This window comes from Chlamydia sp. 12-01, assembly GCF_042234205.1.
Lineage (GTDB): Bacteria > Chlamydiota > Chlamydiia > Chlamydiales > Chlamydiaceae > Chlamydia.
The window spans coordinates 943,611-968,953 of the sequence record NZ_CP114174.1 but is presented as its reverse complement, the minus strand read 5'-3'; the positions used below and the strand labels follow the sequence as shown (position 1 = coordinate 968,953).

Below are 25,343 nucleotides of genomic sequence, written 5' to 3'. Positions count from 1 at the left end.
TAATTGTTATTAGATTTTATTAAAAACAACAATTAATTGTTATTAAAAATATGAAAGATAAAACAGATAATAACGAAACCGAAGATTTATCATTTAATACAAATAGTAGAACGCGAGCAAAGGCTGATCCTAATCCAGCGTTATTTACTCTGACGGGGACCACAATTACATCAACAAAAACCATTAATATGAATAATCAAAATATTATTGGTTTACCAGCTCCTAGACAAGACTCGGATGCTGTATCATTGGATTACTTAAAGTCCAACTATGTATCAAAGACAGATCCTAATTCTGGATATCTCCCCACAACAGGTGGAACTATGACGGGGAATATTGATATGAGTGGTCACTCAATTATCAATATAAAGATGCCTGAAAAGCCTACGGGATCGAATACTTTGGATCCATCCGCAGCAGCAACTGTACAGTATGTTACAGATACAGCTAATAAGGTAACGAATAATCCTGATATTAATAATGCAATACAGCAAATTTCATCAGTATCCTCACAAATCAGTACAATTGAAGCAGCGCTGGGTATAACACCAAGCAACCCTGATGATCCAGATACACAGCCACCACCAGATACCTCACAATTTGTAAGAATTTCAGGAAGTACAATGTCAGGTAATTTGGATATGTCTCAACATACTGTGAACAATCTAAAAACCCCAACAGATGCTGAAACTAAAGATGCGGCTAACGTTGAATATGTGCAATCTAAAATCACTACGCCACAAATTGGGATATTAGGAAATACAATTGAAGGTAGCACGACTACAGTTACAGATTACTTTAATTGGAAAGTCCCTCCTCCACAACCTCCAGCACCTCCAGCTCCAACACCAGCTGTTCCACAACCTCCGGCTCCAGCACCTGCACCCGCCCCAGCTCCTTCTCCAGCTCCCACTCCTCCAAAACCAACGACTCCACCATTTGTTCCACTTCCTCCTCCCGGTCCTACACAACCTCCAACATGCCCACCTCCGTATGTTCCTCCAAAACCAAGGGCAGTGGCAGCATCTTCCACATCTACAGGACCAACGACAACGCCCACAGTAACGCCAAAAACTGATAAGATAATGACAACTCCGGTAACAGAAAAGTATCTAAAGATAGATGATTCTGATTCAAAAATTATGAAAATTCTTTCTACAGGTATCCTCACATTATCTGTAACAGCTAATTGGACTGGAGGTACAACTGCAAATATTAGTGTGATATTAAATCCATCTACAACGACAACAAGTGGATCTAGTTCGGGGTCAAACAGCAGTGCAATTCCTTCAAATACTGATACAGTAATCTACAGCGTTTCTGCTTTAAGTTCGGGACAAAATTTATTCTGCCAGATTCCTATTGAAGCACCTTCTGATCTTAAATTGAAATTCACTCCACCAACGACTGGCGGTAGTGGTGGTGGTAGCGGCTCCACATCTCTTGATATTAGCTCATGGTCATGGCAAGCAACGTTGCTTCCATCAACTTTCCCAAAATCTACACCATAGTTTTCAGTCTCTAAAATAAGGCTAAGTTTATTCTTAGCCTTATTCCATAATTTAATAAGCGGCTCCCACAAAAGATACTGTCCATGTTTGTTTAGCAACTGTTGGAGTAGATGTAACATCGAAGCTTAATGTTGTTGAAATAGATGCTTGCGTGCCCTCAACAAACACGTAAGTCTTTCCTATCAATGTATTGTCAGACTTACCTGTCATTCTATAGCATTCTGTTTTTGTACCACCAGTAGGTGTGAGGGATAATATACAACTGACATCTGTAGGTGGAGTAGGTGTTCCAGGTGGTGGAACAGGAGGAGTTGGTTGAGTGAAGTCATAGATAAAGGAAATACAATAAACGCCTCTACGCAATAATGTAGCACTAGTTTCACTTGTCGTTGTGATATATTGCTCAGAATTTTTGGACTTTTCATAACTTACAGATGAAGAGCCGCTATTAGTTTGTTTTAAACAAACAAAAGAGACTTCCATACCTGTCCATTCGGGATACATAGTATTGGTTTTTATAGTAGATAAAGTCTCTAGGACATCCTTCACAGCAACGATCCTTTGAAGATTTTCTTTTGTCGTTCCTGTAGAAATGGCCCCTAATACCGTAACTGTATTTGCTGTAGAACCTGTTATTGATAGATTTTGAATCGTAGGATCTGGATCTGTAGGCGTACTTTGCTCACTCTTTTGAAATCCTAAATTCCCTTGCATGGAGTTCCCACCTTTACGCACTAGCCATTTAGCCTCAGTAGGCTTTGAAATGGTTCCGTCTGATCCTGTAGGAGTCCCCATATCCTTAATAATCGCAGACAAACCATCTTTAGAAGTAAGCGCATTTATACGATCGATAAGATCTATTACCTTATCCGCCAGAGAACCTATATCTTCTGCAACCATACCCACAGAGGCCATATCTGTATCATTTACAACAGTGGTTTTATATGACGTAGGTAAACCAACAACAGTATTAGCTGATCCCATGTCAATATTCCCAATCATTAATCCGCCTGTTGTCCTCAAAAAAGTTCCCGTTGTAGTGACATCTCCTTTTTGAAGGTAGTCACCAAGATCACTTTTTAAAACAATACTTCCAGTAGGAGGAGTGCCAGACCCACGAGTTATGTTCACAATCCTTTGATTGGAAACATCCCAAGGTTTACGCATAGCATTCTCAGAAACACCATCACCCCCACAAGAAAATTGAATCTGATTTTCAGGAATAACCTTCCCAGAAATTTGCGCTTTTATATCTTTAGTTATATTTTTCATTTTTTTAATTTATTAAAATTTCTATTGATCAATTTTAAATAAACAAATAGAACAAAAAAAATTTTTTAAATATAAAAACTTATTTGATAATAAAAATGTCGACGGATTTACAGAGGAAAGGCTAAGGTATATTGATCGAAAAACAAGGAGAACGTTGTGCCCCAACAAAGTATTATGTCGACGATCGTTAATTTGATTTTTTTCCTATCACCCTCCATACCGGTACTAATCTTTTATAGAATCTTATTTAAGAATGAACCCTTAGCTCCTAAGAAACATTTTAGAAAGTATAAGAATCTTGTATACATATGTGCATTTATCATCATTGCCACACCTATTTTGTGGAATGTGCTGTATATCGTGGCTATGGCCTCTGGAAAAATAAGAATGCGTAAGCAAGTGCCCTCTATGGATCCATCTTATATAAAATTGATGGGAACCCCTATTCTTGTCTTATTCATCTGGTCAATGATAGAACCATTCATTCTTTGTAAGAAAATGCGAAAAGTAAAAAACCATTACGCAAAGCTTGCTAAAGAAGCAGAAAACTCTCCTATGCAACAAGCGCAACCTCTCATTGAAAAATGCTGCTCAGAAGGTTCTTGCTGCAATAATATAGATATCTAGGAAATTTATATTAAGAAACCTTTCTTCAAAGGTTTCTATCTCAATTTCCATACGAGAGATTATCTCGGAGTATGAAATAGAAAAATCACCGGTGTCTTTGTAATTCGTTCAGTTACCTTATCAAGATCTGTAGAGCGCAACCAAGTATCTACCGATCTTGTAGAAACAAATTCTTGATCTCCGGTGATATCCACACCTACACATAGCTCAGCATATCCCGGTAGAGTTTCTAATAATGCTTGGAACGTATGCACATTACGGTATGGCGTTTCTATACATATTTGCGTATGTTGTTTTCCAGAGCTACTCTTTATACAACGTGCTCTATCCTTAGGATTTTGCGGAAGGTACCCTAAAAAAGTAAAATTCTGCCCAGGTAATCCTGACAACATCAATGCTAGAGTTATAGAACAGGGGCCTGAAAACGCCTGAATAGATAAGTTAAGAGCACGAGCACGACGCACGAGTCCTGCTCCAGGATCTGCAATACAGGGAAGTCCTGAATCAGAAACTAATCCCCAATTTTCTTGTTTTTTTATGATAGGCTCAAGATAGAAATCCCAAGCTTTTACAGAACGATCGTTTTTATTTAATACCGCAATAGGGAATTTATGCGTTTCTTGTACTTTCCAGAGACTAAGAAATGTACGTCCCCCACGATCACTCTCTGCAATCAAACCTTGGAGCTTCGGAATAATTTCTCCGATAACTGCAGGTAGAAGGTCCACACGTCGATTACCTAAAGTATTTGGGAAAATATACAAAGTCATGAATTCGTCATCCTAATCAGCAAAGTCTCAACAGCTATTATAGAGTCTTGGACATTATTCTTAATAATACTCTCGGCATAAAATAAATGACTAAGTGCTTGATGGAGTCGTTCTTTCCCGTAGGAAATAAAAAACCGGTGTTTCCTATCTCCTGTTTCTTCTTCTAAACTACGCAAACCGTATAAACATTGACTACGAAGAAAAGCTATCAATCCTAAAGGGTCCTCTCCATATTCATGAAGCAAAGCTTGGAGCAATGCCTGACTTTCTAAGGTATTCCTCTGCAAAATAGCATCACGTAATTTCCATAGAGATACTTGTTCTTTTTTCACTACAAAGTTTTCAATATCTCTGTACTCTAGTGTGGGTTTTTTCCCTATATAGCAAAGTAATTTATGAAATTCTCCGAGAAGATTATACATATCTCCCTGAGGGAACTTCTTAATAAATGCCGAGGCTAAAGCTAAAGAGCACGTCACTCCTAAAAATGAAGCTTTCTGAGAGAGAAGAACCATCATACGCTTCTCTCTGTCCGATTGCCACTCACTAAATAACGATAAAAAAACTGTGGAAGCTAGCTCTTTACGTAAAGATTGAAAACACGATTGCTTCGTAGTGAATAGAAATATGGAGAGATGTGGATGAGGATTTTTTGCATAGCGAATAAGAAAATCTCGAATTTGTTGTGATAACTTCTCAGTTTGGAAAATAGAAATTACCTCCTTAGAGGCAAATAACCCATAGGATTCTGTCCATTTTGATAAGTCGCTGATTGTTAATCCTGAAGCATCAAATTCTTGAATTTTCCCTGAAATAAGAAGCTCAATACATACACTCTTATCTTCTTCAGAATTTGAGCCAATGACTGTAAGCGCAGGAGACTTTTCCTTATAGAATTGAGAAAAATCTTGGAAGCAAGTGTACTCTTGCATCTCCTGAACCTCCTAGAACAGATACGCGTAGAGGTTACTATACCTATTACTACTCTAACTGTACAGAGGGAGTCTCTATAGAATCTACGATGTAGATAAAAAAACGGTAAGAGGTTTACACCCTTACCGTTCACCATCGTCTAACAAAACTACTTCCTATCGGGAAACAAGTTTCATTAACTGTTGACGCCAACCATGAGCTGTACGCACACGGCTTTTAGAACCACATCTTCTTTTAGCTGAAGAAGAACATACACGCTTGCAAGAAGCTGTATGTTTATGATGCTTGTGGCATGACACAGCAGGTTTTGCTACTGTCTTTCTAGCAGCTGTCTTACGAACAGTAGTTTTTCTAACTGCAGGCTTTTTAGCAGTAGTTTTCTTGGCTACAGTCTTGCGGGCTGTTGTGGTTTTCTTAACAGCTGTTTTACGAACTGTTTTTCTAACTGCAGGCTTTCTAGTAGCAGTCTTCTTAGCTACAGTCTTGCGAGCTGTAGTTTTTCTAACTGTTTTACTAGCTGTAGTTTTCTTAGCAGTTGTCTTACGAACTGTTTTCTTAGCAGCAGGCTTCCTAGTAGCAGTCTTCTTAGCTACAGTCTTGCGAGCTGTAGTTTTTCTAACTGTTTTGCGAGCTGTAGTTTTCTTAGCAGCTGTCTTACGAACTGTCTTTCTAGCAGCAGGCTTCCTAGTAGCAGTCTTCTTAGCAGCAGCTTTTCTAGCAGGTTTACGAACAGCTTTAGTAGCTGTTTTCTTGCTGCTACGTTTCTTTTGTACTCCTAACATTTTCATTTCCCCTAATTAGACAGGTAATTACTTACCTCATCTATCGGCAGGAAATTGAAAAAACTTTAATAAAACGCGCATTTATTTTTAATAATTTAAAAACAAATACGCATTACTAAACTAGAAGAAACTTAAAAACAATTACTTAGATAAAAACTTTTCTATGTAATAAATAAGACAACGAACACCGAAACCAGAAGCATATTTTGGATAGAGATCTTCGTCTTTTTCACGATATGCAGTACCTGCGATGTCTAAATGTGCCCAAGCTACCGGTTGATTTTCAAGAAAACGTTTTAAAAAAAGTGCTGCAGTAATGGCTCCTGCACGGTTATTACCAATATTTTTCATATCAGCAATATCAGAATGCAAAGCTTTGTCATATTTCTCAACAAGAGGAAGACGCCATAAAGCTTCGCTAGTTTCTGAAGAAGCTTCGGAAAGATCTTGAGCTAATACATCATTATTAGAGAAGAATCCAGCAACGTCTTCTCCTAAAGAGACGACCATTGCCCCCGTTAATGTAGCAAAATCAATAATTCTGGTAGGTTTACAATGTTTTAAAGCATAAGTCATTGCATCTGCGAGTATTAAGCGTCCTTCAGCATCTGTACTGCCGATCTCTACCGATAATCCTGACATACCTACATAGACATCTCCCATCTTATAAGAAGCAGCATCTATAGCATTTTCTGTAGCAGGAATAATAGCAGTAACATTTACGGGAAGCTCCAAAGCAGCTATTCCCGAAAGAACACCTAATACTGTAGCAGCGCCAGCCATATCTTCTTTCATAGTCAACATAGCTTTGCCTGGCTTAAGATCTAAGCCTCCAGAATCAAAAGTTACACCCTTTCCAATGAGTACGGTGTGATCTTTAGACTTTGGTTTACCTTGATAGCTTAAAACGATAAAACAAGGGTCTACAGCAGATCCCTTAGCAACAGCAGCTAAAAGACCCATTTTTTCTTTAAGGATAGCATCCTTATTTAAAATCTTAGCATCAACGCTGGGAAATTCTTTAGCCAACCCTTTAGCAATATTTGCTAATTTCTGAGGAGTTACCTCATCAGCGTTACCATTCACAAGATCTCGCGTCAGATAAACACCCTCAAAAATATTTTCTTCTTTTCTAAAAATTCTATCCGCAATCTTAGGAACAATTCCCAATACATTGACTTTAGTCAACAAAGGATCATTTGACGACTCCTTAGTATACTTAGGATAATTATAGTTCAAAGATAGAATCCCTGAGGTGAGATTCGTAAGGAAATCCTCCACAGAAATACGTAATTCGGAAATTGTAGGAAGTACAACATTCACAGTTGTACATTTTGCTTTTCGCAACATGCGAGTTGCTTTAGCATAAGCTTCTAAAACTTCTTGGGAAGTTAACTCTTCATTTTTTCCTAGTCCTAGAAGTACGAGACGTTTCTCTTTTCCTTGTCCACAGCTGTAAATAAGCTCAACTTCCCCACTCTTCGCTGAGAAGTTTTCTAAAGCAACTTGATAAAGTGATTCATATTCTTTTGCGATTGAAGCTGCACACCTGACCTTATCTTTAGACTTCCAAAAAGGAAGAATAATTGCATCAGCTTTAAGACGTTTACTACAAGACGCTTGAGAATGAAATAGAACCACAATTACCTCTTTATAAAAATCGTTATTTCGTTAGCCATTAAAAAGGCACATCTTCGGATACATATTGCTGACCTTGACCATAGCCGGCATACATATCTTTATCTGCTATAGCTTCAGCATCCAAACTTTCTCCTTCAAATCCTACGGATACATTGTCATAAGATACTTGAGCTGTGTTATCTTCAGCTGATGGAGAGCGAGATTCACTTCTGCCAAATGGACTGAATTTAATTGTATCAACACTAATTACCAAAGAAGATTGCGGAGTTCCATCTTTGCTCATGTAACTTTCTACAGAGATATCCCCGGCGATAATTACTCCTGATCCTTTTTTCAAATAAGGGAGCATCTTATCATAACGGTTATGCCAAACATTACATTTACACCACACAGTTTCATCTTTAGTTCCTATGCGAGATTTTACACCTAGACGTAATACGACTACGCGTTTACCTTTTGAGGTCATTCTTTCTTCAGGATCTGCTCCTAAATAACCGACAAAATAACCAAACATCATAAAATCACCTATTGAATTTCCTTTAGAGCCAACGCTTCCTTGCTTATCGTGAGCAAAAGCTATATTGCCATTTTAATATTGCGAAAATCTGACATACCTACAAGGCTAAAGCCTAAAGGTTCTGAAATCTGACTTCTATTAAGTAGTCTTACTTAATAAAGCTCCTTTAATACCCTCAGAGATACAACAAAAGACGCTCATACACATACCACGGATTGATCGAGAAAATCACGCTAATTGTCATTTTTCAATAAATTCAAACTTCTACCTGGAGTTTATTCGAGAAGTATTTTGCATTATCTATATAAGAATACTCAAATACGAAATACCTATTTAAATATCTAGTTAGGTATAGCCTACGACCTAAACCTCCATCATGGTTCTGGTCAGCTTGTCTTAGAAGCTAATATCACGAGACAATGTGTTATACATCTGCGAAGTAATATCGTCAATATGAGTCGTTGGAAAACAAGAAAAAAGAACAGTAGAGGACACTTAAAAAAATCAAGAACAAACAAAAGCATCCATCCACGATTTACATCGTAGAATTATCTAACCAAAAAAGATTTAAAAGGCGTATCGCACTTTTTATAAAAATTGAAAATATATTTAAGAACAAGGAGCGTCTTTGCCGTGTAGAAAAAGACGTGTGACGCACCCTGGATCAAGTTACGCACGAATTCCTGTAGGAGGAGGCTGTATTCCGCTACCACCAGATTGAGGCATTTGAGGCATAGTATCTACAGAAGGTTCCCTACCTGCACAAATATCAGCACAAACAGTTCGCCATTTCACTACAGTTTCAATAAACAATTGAGCAAATGCTTTTAAAAGATTTGTCTCAGCATATTTCATATCTAAAACACAGTGCATCAAAATGAGCTGTTCTTTAGTAGCAACTCCAACGCCACCACCCGCCATTTGTCCGCCAAGCATAGACCCCTCTAAAAGCTTTTCATACAAAGCTAACTTTCTTTGAGTATTATCTGGCAAACCGTCTAACAAGGGAGCATAAACATACAGACGATCAGAATGTTCTTCGTAAGTGAGGTGAAGGGAAAATTCGCCATCAACAAACAAAATGCACGTATTGTTCTGATCAAAAGCCACGTCGGGAAGCTTTAGTTCTCTAGCAAAATTTTTTAGATTTTCCTCAGCATTTTGCCTGGACATGAGGGAATCTCCTTGTGATAATTATTATTTCTCTAAGTTAACATATTATAGATTTGTTAGTAAACGATTTCAAAGACTTAAAATCAAAAACTTTCTTGTTTTTCTCAACCCATTGTGCTATCGAGTTGACAATGGGCAAAATCAGTTTTTATCCAGGCTCTCCACTACCCCTGGGAGCTACTCAGCTTTCTTCTAATCGCTATCGTTTTGCGTTGTTTTCTTCGCAAGCTACTCAAGTAATTCTTGCTCTTGCCGATAAACATTTCCGTATTCAGGAAATCGTTTTATCGCATAAAGCAAACCGTACAGGATCCATCTGGCATATAGAGGTAGAAGGAATTTCGGATCAATGGTCTTATGCTTTTCGTGTAGACGGCCCTACAAGCACAACAACTAAGTTTGATTTTAAACAATACCTTTCTGATCCTTATGCAAAAAACCTTCGTTCTCCTCAAATTTTTGGTTCTATAAAAACTTCTGGAGACTATGCCTTTAGTTATTTAAAAAATGAAGAGTTTTCTTGGGAAGGAGATCGCTGTCTTAATTTACCTAAAGAAGAATCAATTATTTATGAAATGCACGTGCGTTCATTTACTTGGAATAATTCTTCCAAAGTACGTTATCCAGGGACTTTCTTAGGAATTATTGAGAAGATAGATTATCTAAAAAGGCTTGGTGTCAATGCTATTGAACTCCTTCCTATTTTCGAATTCGATGAAACGTATCATCCTTTCCAAAATGCCAATCCCCCTTATCTTTGCAATTATTGGGGATATTCTTCGGTAAACTTTTTCTCTCCTTGTAGACGTTACGCCTATGGCTCAGACCCCTGTGCACCAATTCGAGAATTTAAAACTCTAGTAAAAGCTCTACATAAAGCAGGCATCGAGGTAATTCTTGATGTTGTTTTTAATCATACGGGACTAGAAAACACGACATGTCCTTTGCCATGGATAGATCTCCCTTCCTACTACATAGTGAATTCCCAAGGAGAATTTGCCAATTATTCAGGATGTGGAAATACGGTAAATACTAATCATACACCTACTACGCAATGGATTTTAGATTCCTTACATTATTGGGTTCAAGAAATGCATGTAGATGGATTCCGTTTTGATCTTGCTTCTATATTCTCACGTGATCCACTAGGACATCCTGTTCCCTTTTCACCTATTTTACATGCTATTAGCTATGATCCCGTGCTTTCTGAAACAAAAATTATTGCTGAACCTTGGGATGCTGCTGGCCTGTATCAAGTAGGTTATTTCCCTACCTTAAGCCTACGTTGGAGCGAATGGAATGGCCAATATCGCGACACCGTAAAATCCTTTTTAAATGGAGATCAGCATCTTATTGGCACTTTTGCCTCAAGAATTTCTGGATCCCAGGATCTCTATCCTCAAGGTTCTCCATGTAATTCAATTAATTATATTTGTAGTCATGATGGATTTACTTTACGTGATACAGTTTCCTATAACCATAAACATAATGAAGAAAATAGAGAGAACAATCGCGACGGAAGTAATGCAAACTACAGTTATAATTTTGGGAAAGAAGGGGAAACCAAAGATCCAAAAATTATTGCATTACGTCAACGTCAGATGCGTAATTTCTTGTTAACACTTTTCCTATCTCAAGGCATTCCTATGCTACAATCGGGAGATGAATATGGTCATACAGCACAAGGGAATAATAATCGTTGGGCACTAGATACCGATGCCAATCATTTTCTTTGGGATGAATTATCTAAAAATACTTCTCTTACGGATTTTGTTTGTAGTGCTATTCGTTTTAGAAAACAGCATAAAGAAATCTTCAATAAAGGATTTCTTACTCAGGAAAATATCACCTGGCTTGATGCCAATGCAAACCCTATACAATGGGATCCTAGCAAATTTCTAGCTTATGAGCTTAAGCACTCAAAATATAGCTTATTTGTAGCGTTTTACGCGGGAGAAGAAAAAATTGAACTACATTTACCAAAATTAAGAGAGAATTTTCTTCCTTATCAGAAAATAGCAGATAGTTCCTCTGGATTCATATCACAGAACTTGTCAAGAAAAACAACTTTAGATTCTTATATGATGTTAGTCGCTATTAGCTACGCAAATAATGCTAACTAATTTCGTTAGCTTCGTCATTCCAAGATTCTATAACTACAAAATCAGCATCTTTGTAGAATTTTTCAAGGATTTGACGGGCATTATAACCTTCTACAGCAAGACGATCTACATTAGCTTTAAGTAAGCCATCAGCGTCGATAGTTAATCCTTCAGGATTATCAACAATCAATCGTGATGTCCAATCTACAGCGTCTTCAACACCATAAAATTGTCGCGTGGCTCCATAGCCAGCATAATTATCTTCAGCTCCAACGATATGCCAAAAATTTTGAGGACTCTTAGCAAGAAGCCTTTCGTACAAAGCAGTTCTTTCTAAAATTACACATGCTGATAAAGCTTCTTTATCTAATTCTTTAAGATATTTTGTAGAAAGAATGGATTTAAGATACTCTTCAACAGTTAGTTCATTAGTTACAACAATACAATGTTTATCTGTTTTATGAATATAAAGAGCACCTTTATATTGTAATCCATTTACAAATAGCGATGCAGAACCATCAATAGGTTCTATTTTCAAACATTGAATTCCGGGAAAGTTTTCTCCCCAACGAACTCCACCATAAAGTGCATGAGCTGCGCAACGTAAACCTTGGGGTGATTGTTGCAGCAATACCTGATCTCCATAAAGGCGATAAGGACCTTTAGCTTCTATTAAAGCTGTAGTACTTTCTTTCAGAAGAAGAACACGAATCTTAGGTTCAGAAACAATAGGTTGAACCATAAAAGTATCAGAAACCTTAACTTCTGCATAACCGGTTACGCCCATACTGAAGGAAAGTCCTAAAAGGATGTACTTCAATATCTTCACTTTTCTTCTCCTAAACTCTGCAAGTTGTCTGAACACCTTTTCAAATGATTGTAAGCAATTTGAGTAACCATTCTTCCTCGAGATGTTTTCTTTAGTAGACCTTTCAAAATCAAGAAAGGTTCATATACATCTTCTAAGGTTTTGATGTCTTCTCCTACGGCCACTGATAAAGTTTTAATTCCCACAGGGCCACCCTGATAATAATCTATTATTGTGGTGAGGAGTTTAATATCAATCTCATTTAATCCCCAATCATCTATTAATAGCATAGCCAAAGCTTTTTCGGCTACGTCACTATTAATACAATTACCCTCACGCATTTGAGCAAAATCTCGTACCCAACGCAAGAGATTATTGGCTAATCTAGGTGTTCCTCTAGATCTTCTAGCAATCTCATGCAGAGCGGAAGCATCTGCATCAATTCCTAATAAATTAGAAGATCGCCTAAGAATTGTTGTTAAATCTTCGTCAGAATAATATGACATCCTACCAGTAAATGAAAAACGTGCACGCAAAGGTTCGCTTAACATTCCAGAACGTGTTGTAGCTCCAACCAAACTAAAAGGAGCAAGATCTACAGAAACGGATCGCGCACCAGGACCTGAATCAATAGTAATATCGATCTTGTAATCTTCCATTGCAGAATATAAATATTCTTCAGCAACTTTTCCCATACGATGAATTTCATCAATGAAGAAAACATCACCTTCCTGCAAACTTGTTAGTAATCCCAATAAATCGGATGGTTTAACAAGTTGGGGTCCTGAAGCAACGACAAGTCCTTTCCCCACAGTATGAGCAACAATATGGGCAAGAGAAGTTTTTCCTAATCCTGGAGGGCCAAAAAAGAGACAATGCCCGGGAACTTCTCCCCGTTGTACAGCAGCATTGAGAAATAATTCTAAACGTTCCGTGAGTTGTGCTTGACCACAAAACTCCTTTAAACCCTTAGGCCGTAAAGAAATATCAAACTTTTTATCTGGATGTAGGACAGATACCTGATGTGTCATATATTACCGAATTTCCCTTAGTCTCACAAAGGATAGGAATTTCTGTCTCCTAAGAAATTTATATCAACTATGTTACTGCTACCTCTTTAAAATAATCTTCGAAAAGAAGCGCGGTCTCTATTTTCTGAGATTTCATCTTATATTCTATTGATACACCAATGTTGTTATACCTATGCTAATTCTATAGAGTCAACACAACTAATCCTGAAAAAAATAAGAACAATAGCTTACGAAGTTTCAGATAAAACTAATTAAATAAACTCTCTCTAAACAAAGGAAACTTACGAAATTACTCTTAATCGTTACAAGCAATTAAAAAAATCTTCAAAGAAAATAAGATTTGCCTTTTTCTTATAGTATTATCTAACATCGCTCTAGAATCGCATCAAATACAATGTTCTTCTCCTCAGAAAGACAGGGTATTTTATTTTAAAAGTTAAAAGACCTTTGAATTTTTTAGGTATTTGCATATACCGACAAAAGATGTATTCTATTATCGTATAGAGAATTGTATTTCATGCATGGCTAAAAATAACAGTTCTATAGTCAAAAAATACTACGAAAACGTTCTATAGAATCTAACTATTAAGGTTTCTAAATGAGCATTAAAGAAGATAAATGGATCCGTAAAATGGCATTGGCTCATGGAATGATCGAGCCTTTCGCAGATGGTCAAGTAAATACAGACGCAGAAACGGGAGAGAAATTAATCAGCTACGGTTTATCTAGCTACGGTTATGATCTTCGTTTGTCTCGAGAATTTAAAGTTTTCACTAACGTTTATAACTCTCTCGTTGATCCTAAACATTTTACAGAAGATACATTTATTTCTATTACTGATGATGTTTGTATTATTCCTCCGAATTCATTTGCTCTTGCCCATAGTGTAGAGTATTTTCGTATTCCAAGAAATGTCTTAACAATGTGTATAGGAAAATCTACATATGCACGTTGTGGACTCATTGTTAATGTAACCCCTTTTGAACCTGAATGGGAAGGATACGTTACCATAGAAATTTCTAACACTACTCCCCTACCAGCAAAAATTTATGCTAACGAGGGAATAGCACAGGTTCTGTTTTTTGAAGCAGACGAGATGTGTGAAGTTTCTTACGCCGAGAGGAAAGGTAAGTATCAAAAACAGCAGGGAATTACTGTTCCTTTCGTTTAAAGTTTGAAAATGCAAAAAGTTCACTGGCAGAAATGCCTTGAAGAAATTGTGGTTAACTCGTGGTGGTTAATCCTCTGCATGCTTATTAGTGGATTTACGTATGATCGTGCTATTCATGAATTGAAACAAGAGGAAAGGCGTTTACAAAATCGTGTATCAGGACTTCAGGAGAAAATCCTTTATGCTGAAAAAGAGCAAAAAGAGCTTCGGTTGCATATCCAACATTGGGATGATCCTGCAGTGATTGAATCTGCTTTGATTCGTAGATTAGGCTTAATTCCTAAAGGCTATACTAAAGTATGTTTCTCTCCGATTATAGAATCGAAGAACATGGATTGAGACAAGGGTATGATTTCTACTATACTGATTCTTTTGATCATATGTTTTACCCTGTGTTCTGGATTTATTTCATTATCACAGATAGCACTTTTTTCTCTTCCGACTTCGTTAATTTCTCATTACAAGCGTTCTAGATATAAAAAGCAGCAGCTAGTAGCTTCGCTACTCTCTCATCCCCACCATTTACTTATCACTCTAATCTTCCTTGATATTGGATTAAATATTGGGATTCAAAACTGCGTAGCCATACTTGTTGGTGATAAAGCTTCATGGCTACTCATTGTCGGCTTCCCCTTAGCTTTAACTTTGATTTTATGTGAAATTTTGCCTAAAGCTGTTGCTCTTCCTTTTAATACACAGATTGCCTCCTTTGTTGCTCCTCTTATCCTAGTATTTACAAAGGTTCTTCGACCTTTACTTTACTGGGCAATCAGCGGAATTAACTATATTGTACAATGGATTCTTTCATCTCAGAAATTGGATATTATCCAACCTCAAGAACTGAAAGAGGTTTTACAAAGTTGCAAAGATTTTGGTGTTGTTAATCAGGATGAAAGTCGCCTGCTATATGGTTATTTATCTCTTAGTGATTGTAGTGTTAAAGAGCGTATGAAACCTCGTCAGGATGTTTTGTTCTATGATATTCAAACGCCTCTGGATAATCTTTATAATTTATTTTCTCAGCAACATTGTTCACGAGTTCCTGTATGTAATGATAATTTACAAAACCTATTAGGAATTTGCACAGCAAAAACCTTGCTACTTTATGGTAAACCTTTACAGTCATCTGAAGATCTTTTGCCTTTATTGAATAAGCCTTATTACATGCCTGAGACAATATCGGCAAAAACTGCTTTATGTCACCTTGCTGCTGAAGATGAAACGTTAGGAATGATCATTGATGAATATGGTTCTATTGAAGGATTAATTACTCAAGAAGATCTCTTTGAGATTGTTTCTGGTGAGATCATAGATCAACGAAGTGAAAAAGTTCTTTATACAATGTCTGGGAAAGATGTTATTATTGCAGCAGGCACTTTAGAACTCAGTGATCTTAGTGAGATTTTTAATATCAATCTCCCCACAAATAATAATAGTGCGACTTTAGGAGGATGGTTAACTGAACAGATGGAATCTATTCCAATCACGGGAACCAAGCTCACTTGGAATAATCTTATGTTTCAAGTTTTAGATGCTGCTCCCAATCGTATACGCCGAGTATATATAAGGAAAATGCATGACTGATTCTCCTTTCTTTTGGCTTGGGGTCAATTTTCTATGTATTGTCCTTCAAGGATTCTATTCTATGATGGAAATGGCTTGTGTTTCCTTCAATCGTGTACGACTACAATATTATCTAACAAAAGATCATAAGAAAGCGCGCTATATTAATTTTCTTATTCGCCGTCCTTATCGTCTATTTGGAACGGTAATGCTTGGAGTAAACATAGCCCTTCAAATCGGTTCAGAATCAGCTAGAAATTGTTATAAGGCTTTAGGTTTCTCTCCGGACTATGCCCCTTTTACTCAGATTTTTCTTGTCGTGATTTTTGCTGAGCTTTTTCCTTTAACGATATCACGTAAAATTCCTGAGAGGTTAGCGCTTTGGGGCGCTCCTATATTGTATTATTCTCATTATCTGTTTTATCCATTAATTCAGTTTATAGGGAGTCTTACAGAAGGAATTTACTATCTTCTCAAAATCAAGAAGGAGAAACTCAACTCAACATTAAGTCGTGATGAATTTCAAAAAGCTTTAGAAACACATCATGAAGAACAAGATTTTAATGTTATTGCTACAAATATTTTTTCTTTAAGTGCGACGTCTGCAGATCAAGTATGCCAACCCTTAGATCTGGTAACGATGTTACCCTCCACTGCAAATGTGAAGGATTTATGTCGTAAGATAAAAAATACTGATATGGAGTTCATCCCTGTATATCATAAGGTACGCAAAAATGTGATAGGGATAGCGCTGCCTAAAGATTTTGTAAATAAAAATCCTGAAGATGCATTGATTCACAACCTCCATTCACCATGGTTCATCACAGCGAAATCTAAACTAATACGCATTTTAAAAGAGTTTAGAGACAACCGTTCTAGCGTAGCTGTCGTATTGAATTCTTCTGGAGAACCCATGGGTATTCTCAGCTTAAATGCGATTTTTAAAATCCTATTTAATACGTCAAATATTGCCCAATTAAAGCCTAAAACTGTCTCTTTGATAGAAAGAACATTTCCTGGGAATACACCATTAAAAGATCTACAGAAAGAGTTGGGAATTGAGCTTACGCGTTATGGCGTAGAAACTCTAGCGCAGTTAGTTCTACAATTGTTAGATACTCCTGCAGAAATTGGAACATCGGTAATTACTGATAATCTCCTTCTAGAGGTTAAAGAAGTATCGTTGTATGGTATTAAAAGCGTCTCTATTAAAAATCTACTTTCGTAGCTCTACCAAGCATTTCTTAAATGTGTACTTACCTTTACGATCTTCTCTATGGCTAAATCAAGATCTTCTTGTGTTAGCAAATGAGAGAAAGAAAATCGTAACGTAGCTAGAGATATGTCCTGATCAATTTTCATAGAGACTAAGGATTTAAAAGCTGTAGTTGCCCCAGAAGAACATGCCGATCCATAACCACAGGCTATACCTTCAACGTCTAAAGCTATTTGCATAACCTCACCTTCTAGTGGGGGGAAAGCAATAGCGGAAACGTTATTCACACGAGACTGGTTCTCGCAATGAATTCTAATCTCGGGAATACGCTTCTTCAAAGATATTTCAAAGTAGTCACGATATTGTACTATCGTTGAAGCAATTTCTTCCTGTTTTATATCGAGTATATTAAAGATATAATATAGTGAAGCAATTCCCCAAAGATTCTCTGTTCCTGAACGCATACCCCCTTGCTGACCACCGCCCCACAATAAAGGAGAAACCTTCACTCCTGGAGAGATAAGAAGAGCGCCTATTCCTGATAAAGCGTGAAACTTATGTCCACTAAAGGCAAGCATAGTGACGCCTTTAGGGATAATCACCTTCTCCCTACCAATAATAGCTGTGGCATCTACAATAAATTGTAAGTTATGCTGCTTAGCAATCGTAGCAATAGCTTCTATATTTATTTTTGCACCGATTTCGCTATTTACCCATCCCAATACGAGTGCGGAGGTTGTCGGTGTAATAGCGGCTTCTATTTGCTCTGGAAGAATCGTACAATTTCCAAGCTGGGGATCTAAATACGAAACGGAAAGATGAGCATTTCTCAAAGGCTCTATTATTGCAGGATGTTCGCAGCTGCAAGTAATCACATGACTTCCCTTAGGAAGACTAGCAATGGCCAAATTTAGACTTTCTGTAGCACTTGCGGTATAAATTACCTGCCCAGAAAAAGAAAGAGTCTTCTGAATTAACGCTGTAGTTTCATGAATGATCTTTCGAGATTTTTTTCCGGCACTATGTACGCTCGAGGGATTGGCATAAATCCCTTCACAAAAGAGTCGCTGTAAAAATTGCAAAAGACCTGGCTCTAGGGAAGCCATGGCGTTATTATCCAAGTAGATCATTACAAAGTTCCTTAAATCGGATACTATTGTATTCGGACTAACACCACGGTAACATTATCAGATCCCCCACGACTATTTGCTAGAGAGATTAAAATATTCCCGCTTTCTTCTAGAGTCGTAGTTTGAAGTAAAATATCCCGCATATCTGCATCAGAAACCATGTTTGTCAAGCCGTCTGAGCAAAAGACAAATAAGTCTTCTTTTTCATAGGAAACATCCCGAATATCGGGGATCACATGGGGACGACTTCCCAAAACATTAGTCAGAATATGCCGATAAGGATACACCTTATCCGATTGTTTAGAAAGTCCATAACGATTTTTTAACTGATTTGCTAGAGAATGATCTTCTGTCAAACAAGAAAGCTCCTCACCACGCAAACGATAAATCCTGCTATCTCCAACATGAAGTAACCAGGCTTTTTCCCTAAGAAACTGCATAAAACTTAATGTGGTTCCCATACCTTGAAGACGCGATTCCATGAGACCATGTTCATAAATTAAACCATTAACCTTGGAAAGGATTATTCTTAACATCTCTCGGTATTGGTCATCCTTAAACTCTGCCAGTTGGGACTGTCTAGCATCAATAAGCTCCATTAAGCTAAAAATTGCTTCGTGAGACGCTACATCGCCTCCTAAGCATCCTCCCATTCCATCTGCAATAGCAACAGCTCTAGAGGAAAGATTTACCTGCCAAAAATCCTCGTTTCTGGAGCGAACCATTCCTATATCGCTAAGACCAAAATAATCAAAATTTACAGTATTTTGCATGAAAACTATAAATCATTAAATGTAGATAAAAAAATTAGAGATTTTCTGAAGCTGATCAGGTCAATCAATAGAAAATTATAATTTGGTATTCTCACTGGGATATACCAAAACGACAATATTTAGAGAAATTTTTATATTTAAATTTTTTCTGATTTTTTCACATATAAGCAAATGATAATTAGCTAAAATAAAAAAACATGAGTTATAATTATTAACCCATAAAGCAGATGGTTAGTTAAATTCTGAAATCTTTTACACAAAATTCAATGAAGAAAAATAATTTATAAGATCTAGCATCTCAAATGTCTGTACACCCAATACCATTAACATTAAAGGAACCTCCATCTCCCACTAATTCATCTAAAACCTGTACTCAATTATTAAGGAGACAGAGAAAAAACGTCGTAGCCTACGTTCTAATCCTTGCAGGAGTTTTGACTTTAGCGGGAACTATCTCTGCCGTAGCCTTCCCTCCCGTGGCATATATTATAATTTTGTCTCTAGCATTTTGCCTCATCATTCTGTGCTGTCTTTTAGATTTTATAAATACAAAGACATCTTCTGGAACAGAGATGCGACTCTCTTCTCTCCCCCATCGAGGATTGCTCTATAGAGAAGACAACTCTTCTAAGGGAAAATCTCTTATTCTCAAACCTTTTACCATACCTAGCTACAATTATCTATTAACAACCCATTGGTCAGAACCTCGGTGGCGTAGTCTACCCCATAAAATACGCCCTCTTCCAGATAGCGTACAACAGGCGGTATGGCAACTAAATAGCAATCCAGGAATTATCCTAATTTCAACTGTTGGTGATGTCACTCAACCCAGAACAACTTCAGAATGCACATTAATGATGGTAAATCCCTCTGACTTGGAGATAAATAGATCAGACTTATTTTGGGGGCGTTATGCCTTTTACGACATTGTAAGCCCAGACTGCTGGAATAAAGCGAAAGAAACTTTAAATGCTGGCATTTTAACTCCGGGAACCTGTTCAAAAAAATGTATCTGGGAAACTATTAAGGGGGAAAGAAACTCTCCAAACACTGGTTTACCCTTCTACTTTTCTCACGTTTACAATCCCTTAACTTCGGAATACTATAACCCCGGAGCAGCTTTCCACTTATGTAAAGAAACCTATATAAAATGTTTCGAAGAAGCTGTTTCCGGAGAGATACCAGCGACTATGGTACAAATCCCGCTATTATTTTCTGAGGCAGACCGAAAAGATCGCTATGACGCTGAGGACCTCCCTATGGATAATCCTAATCTACAGGCCGCAAAATCTGCTCTTGTGGCAGCTATTCAAGAATTTTCTGATAAAAATCCTAACACAAACTTAACAATTGTAATAGTTAAAGAACAAGGGATGCCTATAGAATATTCTTATATGTTTCCGAGTGATTAATTAAATTAAATACACATAAATGAAAGACTTAAAAAGAATTTTATACTAAAATACTAAGCGTAATAGTTTTAATTTTTTTGGTTAAAAGCATGTCATTGTCTTCAACATCTTCAACAGACTCATTAGTCAGCAGAACTGAGGTGCAACAGAAACCATTTCTTTCTCCTCAAGCATATGAGAGAGGATTAAGAAAAGTAAAAGCGCTCTCTGCTCTTACAATTATTGCTGCTGCATTAATATCTACTGCAGGTATAGCAGCCGCCATTGTTACCGGAATTGCAGGTCTATGGGCTATACCTGTAATCACGCTAGTTATCTCTGTACTTTTGGTTCTGGTAATTTATAGAGCCCGGCCTAAACTATCCTTTGTACCTTTTGGCGAATCTACCAAAGGTCCAGTAACAGGATTTGCTAACACTGAGCCAGACTTTAAGACAAATTTGGGAGCAGAACTTCTTGGACAATCGTAGAGATATTTCTGCGTATTTTTAAAAATGTTAAGGAACCTAGATACATATCTACGGTTCCTTTTTTATTTCCCAATTTTTTATAGCTTTAAAAAAATTCAATCCAGCATGCTAATAGCCGGGGCATGTTCTTGAAATTGTGAACAATAAGAGAAGTTAGTGAAATTGGAAAAATCCTCTTTAATTACTGTATTATTTCTCTTAAAAATGGATTAAATTAAGCAAGCTACACTAATTAAAAGACTTAAATCACACTTTCTCCTAAAATACCCGAAATCAACACTAATTTAGGTGAAAATTATGTCATCTGTACCTTCATCTCCAATTCAAAAAACCAGTCCTGAATTTCCTACTTCAGTGCAACAATCTGATTTAGACAAACTCATTTCAAGCACTGAGAAAAAAATAAAAAGATCGAACATCCTAGCTATCGTTACTATAATAGCTGCTGCATTGCTCGCTGCAATTGGCATCATCTGTGCTATTGTCTTTGGAATCAACGGCCTTTGGGCTCTACCTGTAGGTGCAATACTTTGTACTATAGTTTTATTAATAGCTATTCATCAATATCGCTCTCATCTAGAGTCTAAATTGCCAGCTCCGAGAAAATTAGATGCAGAAGATATTAGAAAATCTCTAGAGACTAAACCCAGTAGTGGATCACCAACTCCTGAAGTAAAAGAAAATGAATCTTCTAATACTGAGAATAAAGAAGTAAACACTTCTCAAAATGATAACTAGCCTGAGTTATAACTTTGATGTAACCTAGGATGGATTTTATAAATCTTATGCCTGTAATCTTACAGGCATTTTTTTGATCATCCTAGATCGAATCTCCTAAATATATCTTAGAAACTCTGGTTCTCTTCTAAGCAAATGTATAAATAGACTTTGCATAAAACCATTCTTACTATTATGAACAAATAGAAAAAGACAATGTAAGGATAAGTATAGTAATGAAATGGTTTCTTTCTATTCTTGTATTCTCATCTCCTGCGTTATTAATTCCAGGATGCACGCTCATTCCTAAGGAATGGGACTGTCCTTGTTCGCATCACCAGCAAGAGTCTATTTCTCAGGTAAAGTAAGAAAAACTTACGGGAATGAAGTCAAGATTTGCTATGATTTCGGGACTTGTTTTTATTTTTTTCTTTGTTATAACTTAACAGGAACAATAACTCAGCTGCCCCATCCATAGGAAAATATGGACCTCTGCAAAAGAATGGGTCGCTTTATAAAAGTAAAATTCAATACCCGAGCGTATGGTATTCGTCAATGTAAGGACAGCAATTATGCGAAAACTCCTCTTATTAGTTTCTTGTGGACTTTTGTCTATAAACCTATCTAGCTGTTCTCTACCAGTATCGGGGAGCTACCATCCTAAGCTTTACAAATCAGGAAGTAAGGCAAAAGGTGTTGTTGCTATGTTGCCGGTATTTTACCGTTCTGGGAAAGTCTCCGAAGTACTTCCATGGAATTTGCAAGCAGAATTCACCCAAGAAATCAGTAAAAGATTTCATTCTTCTGAAAGATTATTTCTAATTAAACATTCTGCATCTCCACAAGTTATTTCACAATTTTATGCTCCTGTAGTTCCTGAGTTTTCTTCGCAAGCAATCGTTGAATTTCTCCCTGCAGAATTCATCATAGCTACAGAACTTCTAGAGCAGAAAACATCACAAGATATGTTTGGCCACGACTCTATAACTGCATCTGTTCGTGTTCGTGTTTTCGATATTCGTCATAACAAGGTTTCAATGATCTATCAAGAGATCATTGAATCTAGCCAGCCTCTTGCTACAACAGCTAGCGATTATCATCGTTATGGATGGCAAACGAAACATTTTGATTCTACACCTATGGGTCTTATGCACCATCGTTTATTTCGAGAAGTTGTTGCCAGAGTTGAAGGCTATGTCTGTGCAAATTATTCGTAATTTATGATGCATTCTTGGTTATTTCTTCTTGTATTTCTAGCTTTAGCAGCTGTCGTATCAAGAAACTTTTTCACCTGGCCAAAACCCTCAGAGAAAACTCCATTACAACTACGACATATTCTCGTCGGAATTGTTCTTTTGTTTCTTCCAGGATTACTTCCTTTCATTACAGGAGTACATTCAGATGTCGCTGCGCGATCATTACACGGAATCTTTCTAGCGTGTGCGTATATCTTTTATCTTTTAGGTTTACCTATTGAAGTTACACGTAGTGTAATTTATTCAGGAAATAAGCCTCAGGCGACATTTTTAAGGGCAATATTCTCTGCTATACGGATGTGGATTATCGTTATCCCTATTACTCAAATCGTTGGTTTAGTGCTGAATAAGGCGCTGGCGCTCGTTTTACCAATGGAAGCCTTACAAGAACAAACGCTTACTCAAGAAGTCCAAGACACCCTGACATCTACGGTATATGATCGTGGATTTATTCTAAGCTTAGGAATTTTAATTCCTTTTGCTGAGGAAATATTCTTTAGAGGTTTTCTACAAACTTTTCTAAAAAACAAAATGAATCGGGTTTATGCTCTTTTGTATTCTTCGGTAATTTTTGCTCTTACCCATGTAGAACATTCTTGGGGAAGTTTGGTATTTGTTCCCGTTCTTTTAATTTTTTCTTTATTTACTGGATTTCTTTATGAAAAGGAACGTCATATCGCTGCACCTATAGTATTGCATATACTATTCAATGTGACGAATATCGGAATGTTATCGGTATAAAGTATTCTAAGGAAAAAGAGTAAGTTGGAGAAACACTTCTAGCAAAAGAAAGCACTTCTTAGGGCTGCTACCTTCCAGTCCTGACCCGATTCGTAGGTCTCTTCTCTTAAAAGGTCCCCAACTTACTGCTCTTTGATATCACACTCGATGAATTTTACTAAAGAAGAAAGCCTCTAGTAAAATTTCTATTATTTGTTCTTTTCTTCGAGTTTAGCAAGAGCCCAAACCCTCCTTGCTTCCTCATAAGAAATTGTTTTACTGGGATTAATAACATGGGGAGCACGACGACGAATTTTAGCAACGGCTTCATCAATGATCGCATCTAGAGAAGACATTCCTAGAAATTCCATCTTAAAACATAATAAAAATGCAAGGGTAAGGACATCACCAGCTTCTGAGGTGACTTCCTTAACAGAATGCCCCTCATGAACAGCTTCAGAAAGTTCCTTACACTCCTGAAGAAGATAATTTAATATAGAATCAAAATCCTGACGATCTGTCCAAGGACAGATACCATCTGAGACCATTTTTCTAACAAGTTCTATCAATTGAGAAAAGTCTATGTTTTTCATGAACTTTAAACCTTTATAAGTTCAGGATTAGAAATAGTATAAGGATTCTCTAATAACCAAGCTTTGATTTTCCTATGTCCAGAAGAGAAAGGTAAGGAATCCATAGTATCTAAAGGATACAGGAGCTTCAATTTAGGTTTAGATTTTGCATGGAAAATTTTTGGAATGAGACGGACCTTATAATGAGTAAATGCATGACGTTGTTCTTCTAATTCTCCAGAAAATATTAGGGGAGCTTCCACATACTCCTCCATTTCTTGAATAAGTACTTCTATATCCGAAAGATCATCAAAAGACTCAACCTCTATATAAGGAAATTCATATAAACCGGCCATCATCTCCTCGGGTTTCCTCTGCTCAAGAACAATAAAATCTTCATACAAAATAATCGCTACCCAACGGAACAACGTAACAACTTTTTTCCTTGCATGACGTATGGGTAAAGATTTTTGCTTGCCCTCTTTGTAAGCTCCACATATAGCTTTTAAAGGACAAATTTCACACTTTGGAGCCCGTTTACAAATACAAGCTCCCAGCTCTATCAAAGCTTCGGCTATCACTTGGGGATCTTTAGCGGGTAAAAGAGATAAAGCAGTTCTAAATACCCAAGTTTTAGTAGATTCTAAATCTATGGAAGCATCTATTAAAAATACCCTACTAATTACCCGCAAAACATTGCCATCCACCGCCGCCGTTCTTCTTTTAAAAGCAAAAGCTAAAATCGCATGTACTGTATAGGGACCTAATCCTTTTATCTGCATTAAATCCAAAGGATCATCGGGGAGTTGTCCCCCGAAATCCTTCATAACCATGCGTGCTCCGTGTAACAGATTTCGTACCCGAGTATAATAACCTAATCCTTCCCACGCTTTGATTACATCCTCTTCATTAGCTATAGCTAAAGATTCTATAGTAGGGAACTTCTTCATCCATTCAATAAAATAATTTACTACCACCTCTGCTCGAGTTTGCTGAAGCATAACTTCAGAAACCCAGACATTATATGGTGAGGGATTGTCTCTCCAAGGGAAGCTACGCTTATTGTCTGTAAACCATTGTTTTAACTTTTCCACAGGAAATTTTTTCGCTCTTTCAGAAAAAGCTATCTTTGCCATACAAATTCTCGTAAAATTTTACCTAAGTTCTAAATTTTGC

Annotated in this window: 26 protein-coding genes and 1 other RNA gene; 13 read left to right on the top strand and 14 right to left on the bottom strand. The window is 37.1% G+C overall.

Features of this window, described 5'->3' with window-relative positions; translation table 11 throughout:
- Positions 1-50: 50 nt before the first annotated feature.
- Positions 51-1,511 (top strand): hypothetical protein, encoded by a 1,461-nt coding sequence (locus O1W69_RS04235; protein WP_375793318.1) that lies wholly within the window; start codon positions 51-53, stop codon positions 1,509-1,511.
- 51 nt (positions 1,512-1,562) lie between these two features.
- Here the strand turns inward: O1W69_RS04235 and O1W69_RS04230 are convergent, their stop codons facing one another.
- On the bottom strand, positions 1,563-2,783 hold the full coding sequence (locus O1W69_RS04230; RefSeq protein ID WP_375793317.1) for a hydrolase: 1,221 nt from the start codon (positions 2,781-2,783) through the stop codon (positions 1,563-1,565).
- 156 nt (positions 2,784-2,939) lie between these two features.
- Between O1W69_RS04230 and O1W69_RS04225 the strand changes: the two genes are divergently transcribed.
- Positions 2,940-3,410 (top strand): hypothetical protein, encoded by a 471-nt coding sequence (locus O1W69_RS04225; protein ID WP_375793316.1) that lies wholly within the window; start codon positions 2,940-2,942, stop codon positions 3,408-3,410.
- A gap of 59 nt (positions 3,411-3,469) precedes the next feature.
- On the opposite strand, the gene O1W69_RS04220 is transcribed toward O1W69_RS04225, so the two are convergent.
- The 6 genes from O1W69_RS04220 to O1W69_RS04195 all read right to left on the bottom strand — a co-directional run bounded on the left by O1W69_RS04220 (position 3,470) and on the right by O1W69_RS04195 (position 9,226).
- A complete protein-coding gene (locus O1W69_RS04220; RefSeq protein ID WP_375793315.1) occupies positions 3,470-4,180 on the bottom strand; it encodes an SAM-dependent methyltransferase in 711 nt (236 codons plus the stop codon).
- Positions 4,177-5,112 carry a DNA polymerase III subunit delta gene (locus O1W69_RS04215; RefSeq protein ID WP_375793314.1) on the bottom strand — a complete coding sequence of 312 codons (936 nt, stop codon included), beginning with the start codon at positions 5,110-5,112 and terminating at the stop codon, positions 4,177-4,179. The genes O1W69_RS04220 and O1W69_RS04215 overlap by 4 nt, the downstream gene beginning before the upstream one ends.
- A 156-nt stretch (positions 5,113-5,268) precedes the next feature.
- Positions 5,269-5,895 carry a histone H1-like repetitive region-containing protein gene (locus O1W69_RS04210; RefSeq protein WP_375793313.1) on the bottom strand — a complete coding sequence of 209 codons (627 nt, stop codon included), beginning with the start codon at positions 5,893-5,895 and terminating at the stop codon, positions 5,269-5,271.
- A gap of 141 nt (positions 5,896-6,036) precedes the next feature.
- Complete coding sequence (locus O1W69_RS04205) at positions 6,037-7,536, bottom strand: leucyl aminopeptidase (RefSeq protein ID WP_375793312.1); 1,500 nt, start codon at positions 7,534-7,536, stop codon at positions 6,037-6,039.
- A 37-nt stretch (positions 7,537-7,573) separates the two neighbouring features.
- Positions 7,574-8,053, bottom strand: a complete 480-nt coding sequence (locus O1W69_RS04200) for a single-stranded DNA-binding protein (RefSeq protein ID WP_375793311.1) — start codon at positions 8,051-8,053, stop codon at positions 7,574-7,576.
- Positions 8,054-8,722: 669 nt separating this feature from the next.
- Positions 8,723-9,226, bottom strand: a complete 504-nt coding sequence (locus tag O1W69_RS04195; protein ID WP_375793310.1) for a type III secretion chaperone Slc1 — start codon at positions 9,224-9,226, stop codon at positions 8,723-8,725.
- A gap of 131 nt (positions 9,227-9,357) precedes the next feature.
- On the opposite strand from O1W69_RS04195, the gene O1W69_RS04190 reads away from it, so the two are divergent.
- Positions 9,358-11,349, top strand: a complete 1,992-nt coding sequence (locus O1W69_RS04190; RefSeq protein WP_375793309.1) for a glycogen debranching protein — start codon at positions 9,358-9,360, stop codon at positions 11,347-11,349.
- On the opposite strand, the gene O1W69_RS04185 is transcribed toward O1W69_RS04190, so the two are convergent.
- Both O1W69_RS04185 and ruvB read right to left on the bottom strand, forming a co-directional pair.
- Positions 11,342-12,157, bottom strand: coding sequence for a SpoIID/LytB domain-containing protein (locus O1W69_RS04185; protein WP_375793308.1), 816 nt, complete (start codon positions 12,155-12,157; stop codon positions 11,342-11,344). The two genes, O1W69_RS04190 and O1W69_RS04185, sit on opposite strands and share 8 nt — an antisense overlap.
- The gene (ruvB, locus tag O1W69_RS04180; protein ID WP_375793307.1) at positions 12,154-13,167 is read right to left on the bottom strand and encodes a Holliday junction branch migration DNA helicase RuvB; all 1,014 of its coding nucleotides are present in this window, start codon (positions 13,165-13,167) and stop codon (positions 12,154-12,156) included. The genes O1W69_RS04185 and ruvB overlap by 4 nt, the downstream gene beginning before the upstream one ends.
- Positions 13,168-13,765: 598 nt before the next feature.
- Between ruvB and dcd the strand changes: the two genes are divergently transcribed.
- Genes dcd through O1W69_RS04160 form a run of 4 tightly spaced genes read left to right on the top strand, consistent with a single transcriptional unit; the run spans position 13,766 to position 17,129 of the window.
- The gene (dcd, locus tag O1W69_RS04175; protein WP_213240719.1) at positions 13,766-14,338 is read left to right on the top strand and encodes a dCTP deaminase; all 573 of its coding nucleotides are present in this window, start codon (positions 13,766-13,768) and stop codon (positions 14,336-14,338) included.
- 9 nt (positions 14,339-14,347) lie between these two features.
- Positions 14,348-14,677 carry a hypothetical protein gene (locus tag O1W69_RS04170; RefSeq protein WP_375793306.1) on the top strand — a complete coding sequence of 110 codons (330 nt, stop codon included), beginning with the start codon at positions 14,348-14,350 and terminating at the stop codon, positions 14,675-14,677.
- 9 nt (positions 14,678-14,686) lie between these two features.
- The gene (locus tag O1W69_RS04165) at positions 14,687-15,922 is read left to right on the top strand and encodes a hemolysin family protein (RefSeq protein ID WP_375793305.1); all 1,236 of its coding nucleotides are present in this window, start codon (positions 14,687-14,689) and stop codon (positions 15,920-15,922) included.
- Positions 15,915-17,129, top strand: a complete 1,215-nt coding sequence (locus tag O1W69_RS04160; protein ID WP_375793304.1) for a CNNM domain-containing protein — start codon at positions 15,915-15,917, stop codon at positions 17,127-17,129. Before O1W69_RS04165 ends, O1W69_RS04160 begins: the two co-directional genes overlap by 8 nt.
- A gap of 2 nt (positions 17,130-17,131) precedes the next feature.
- On the opposite strand, the gene O1W69_RS04155 is transcribed toward O1W69_RS04160, so the two are convergent.
- Positions 17,132-18,247 carry a cysteine desulfurase family protein gene (locus O1W69_RS04155; RefSeq protein ID WP_375793303.1) on the bottom strand — a complete coding sequence of 372 codons (1,116 nt, stop codon included), beginning with the start codon at positions 18,245-18,247 and terminating at the stop codon, positions 17,132-17,134.
- 23 nt (positions 18,248-18,270) lie between these two features.
- Positions 18,271-19,020, bottom strand: coding sequence for a PP2C family protein-serine/threonine phosphatase (locus O1W69_RS04150; protein ID WP_375793302.1), 750 nt, complete (start codon positions 19,018-19,020; stop codon positions 18,271-18,273).
- A 302-nt stretch (positions 19,021-19,322) separates the two neighbouring features.
- On the opposite strand from O1W69_RS04150, the gene O1W69_RS04145 reads away from it, so the two are divergent.
- From O1W69_RS04145 to O1W69_RS04120, 6 genes are all read left to right on the top strand, one after another.
- Entirely contained in the window at positions 19,323-20,432 is a 1,110-nt protein-coding gene (locus tag O1W69_RS04145) for a hypothetical protein (RefSeq protein WP_375793301.1), read from the top strand.
- An 89-nt stretch (positions 20,433-20,521) separates the two neighbouring features.
- Positions 20,522-20,902, top strand: coding sequence for a hypothetical protein (locus tag O1W69_RS04140; protein WP_375793300.1), 381 nt, complete (start codon positions 20,522-20,524; stop codon positions 20,900-20,902).
- Between the two features lie 297 nt (positions 20,903-21,199).
- A complete protein-coding gene (locus O1W69_RS04135; protein WP_375793299.1) occupies positions 21,200-21,640 on the top strand; it encodes a hypothetical protein in 441 nt (146 codons plus the stop codon).
- Positions 21,641-21,855: 215 nt separating this feature from the next.
- Positions 21,856-21,987, top strand: a complete 132-nt coding sequence (locus O1W69_RS04130) for a hypothetical protein (protein ID WP_375793298.1) — start codon at positions 21,856-21,858, stop codon at positions 21,985-21,987.
- 204 nt (positions 21,988-22,191) lie between these two features.
- Complete coding sequence (locus O1W69_RS04125) at positions 22,192-22,836, top strand: CT253 family lipoprotein (protein ID WP_375793297.1); 645 nt, start codon at positions 22,192-22,194, stop codon at positions 22,834-22,836.
- 3 nt (positions 22,837-22,839) lie between these two features.
- Positions 22,840-23,616: a lysostaphin resistance A-like protein gene (locus O1W69_RS04120; protein WP_375793296.1), complete on the top strand. Its 777-nt coding sequence runs from the start codon at positions 22,840-22,842 to the stop codon at positions 23,614-23,616.
- 21 nt (positions 23,617-23,637) lie between these two features.
- Here O1W69_RS04120 and ffs read toward each other — a convergent pair.
- The 3 genes from ffs to mutY all read right to left on the bottom strand — a co-directional run bounded on the left by ffs (position 23,638) and on the right by mutY (position 25,303).
- An RNA gene (ffs, locus tag O1W69_RS04115) (signal recognition particle sRNA small type) lies at positions 23,638-23,738 on the bottom strand.
- A 66-nt stretch (positions 23,739-23,804) separates the two neighbouring features.
- The gene (locus tag O1W69_RS04110) at positions 23,805-24,188 is read right to left on the bottom strand and encodes a MazG nucleotide pyrophosphohydrolase domain-containing protein (RefSeq protein ID WP_375793295.1); all 384 of its coding nucleotides are present in this window, start codon (positions 24,186-24,188) and stop codon (positions 23,805-23,807) included.
- A 5-nt stretch (positions 24,189-24,193) separates the two neighbouring features.
- Complete coding sequence (gene mutY, locus O1W69_RS04105) at positions 24,194-25,303, bottom strand: A/G-specific adenine glycosylase (RefSeq protein WP_375793294.1); 1,110 nt, start codon at positions 25,301-25,303, stop codon at positions 24,194-24,196.
- Positions 25,304-25,343: the final 40 nt, after the last annotated feature.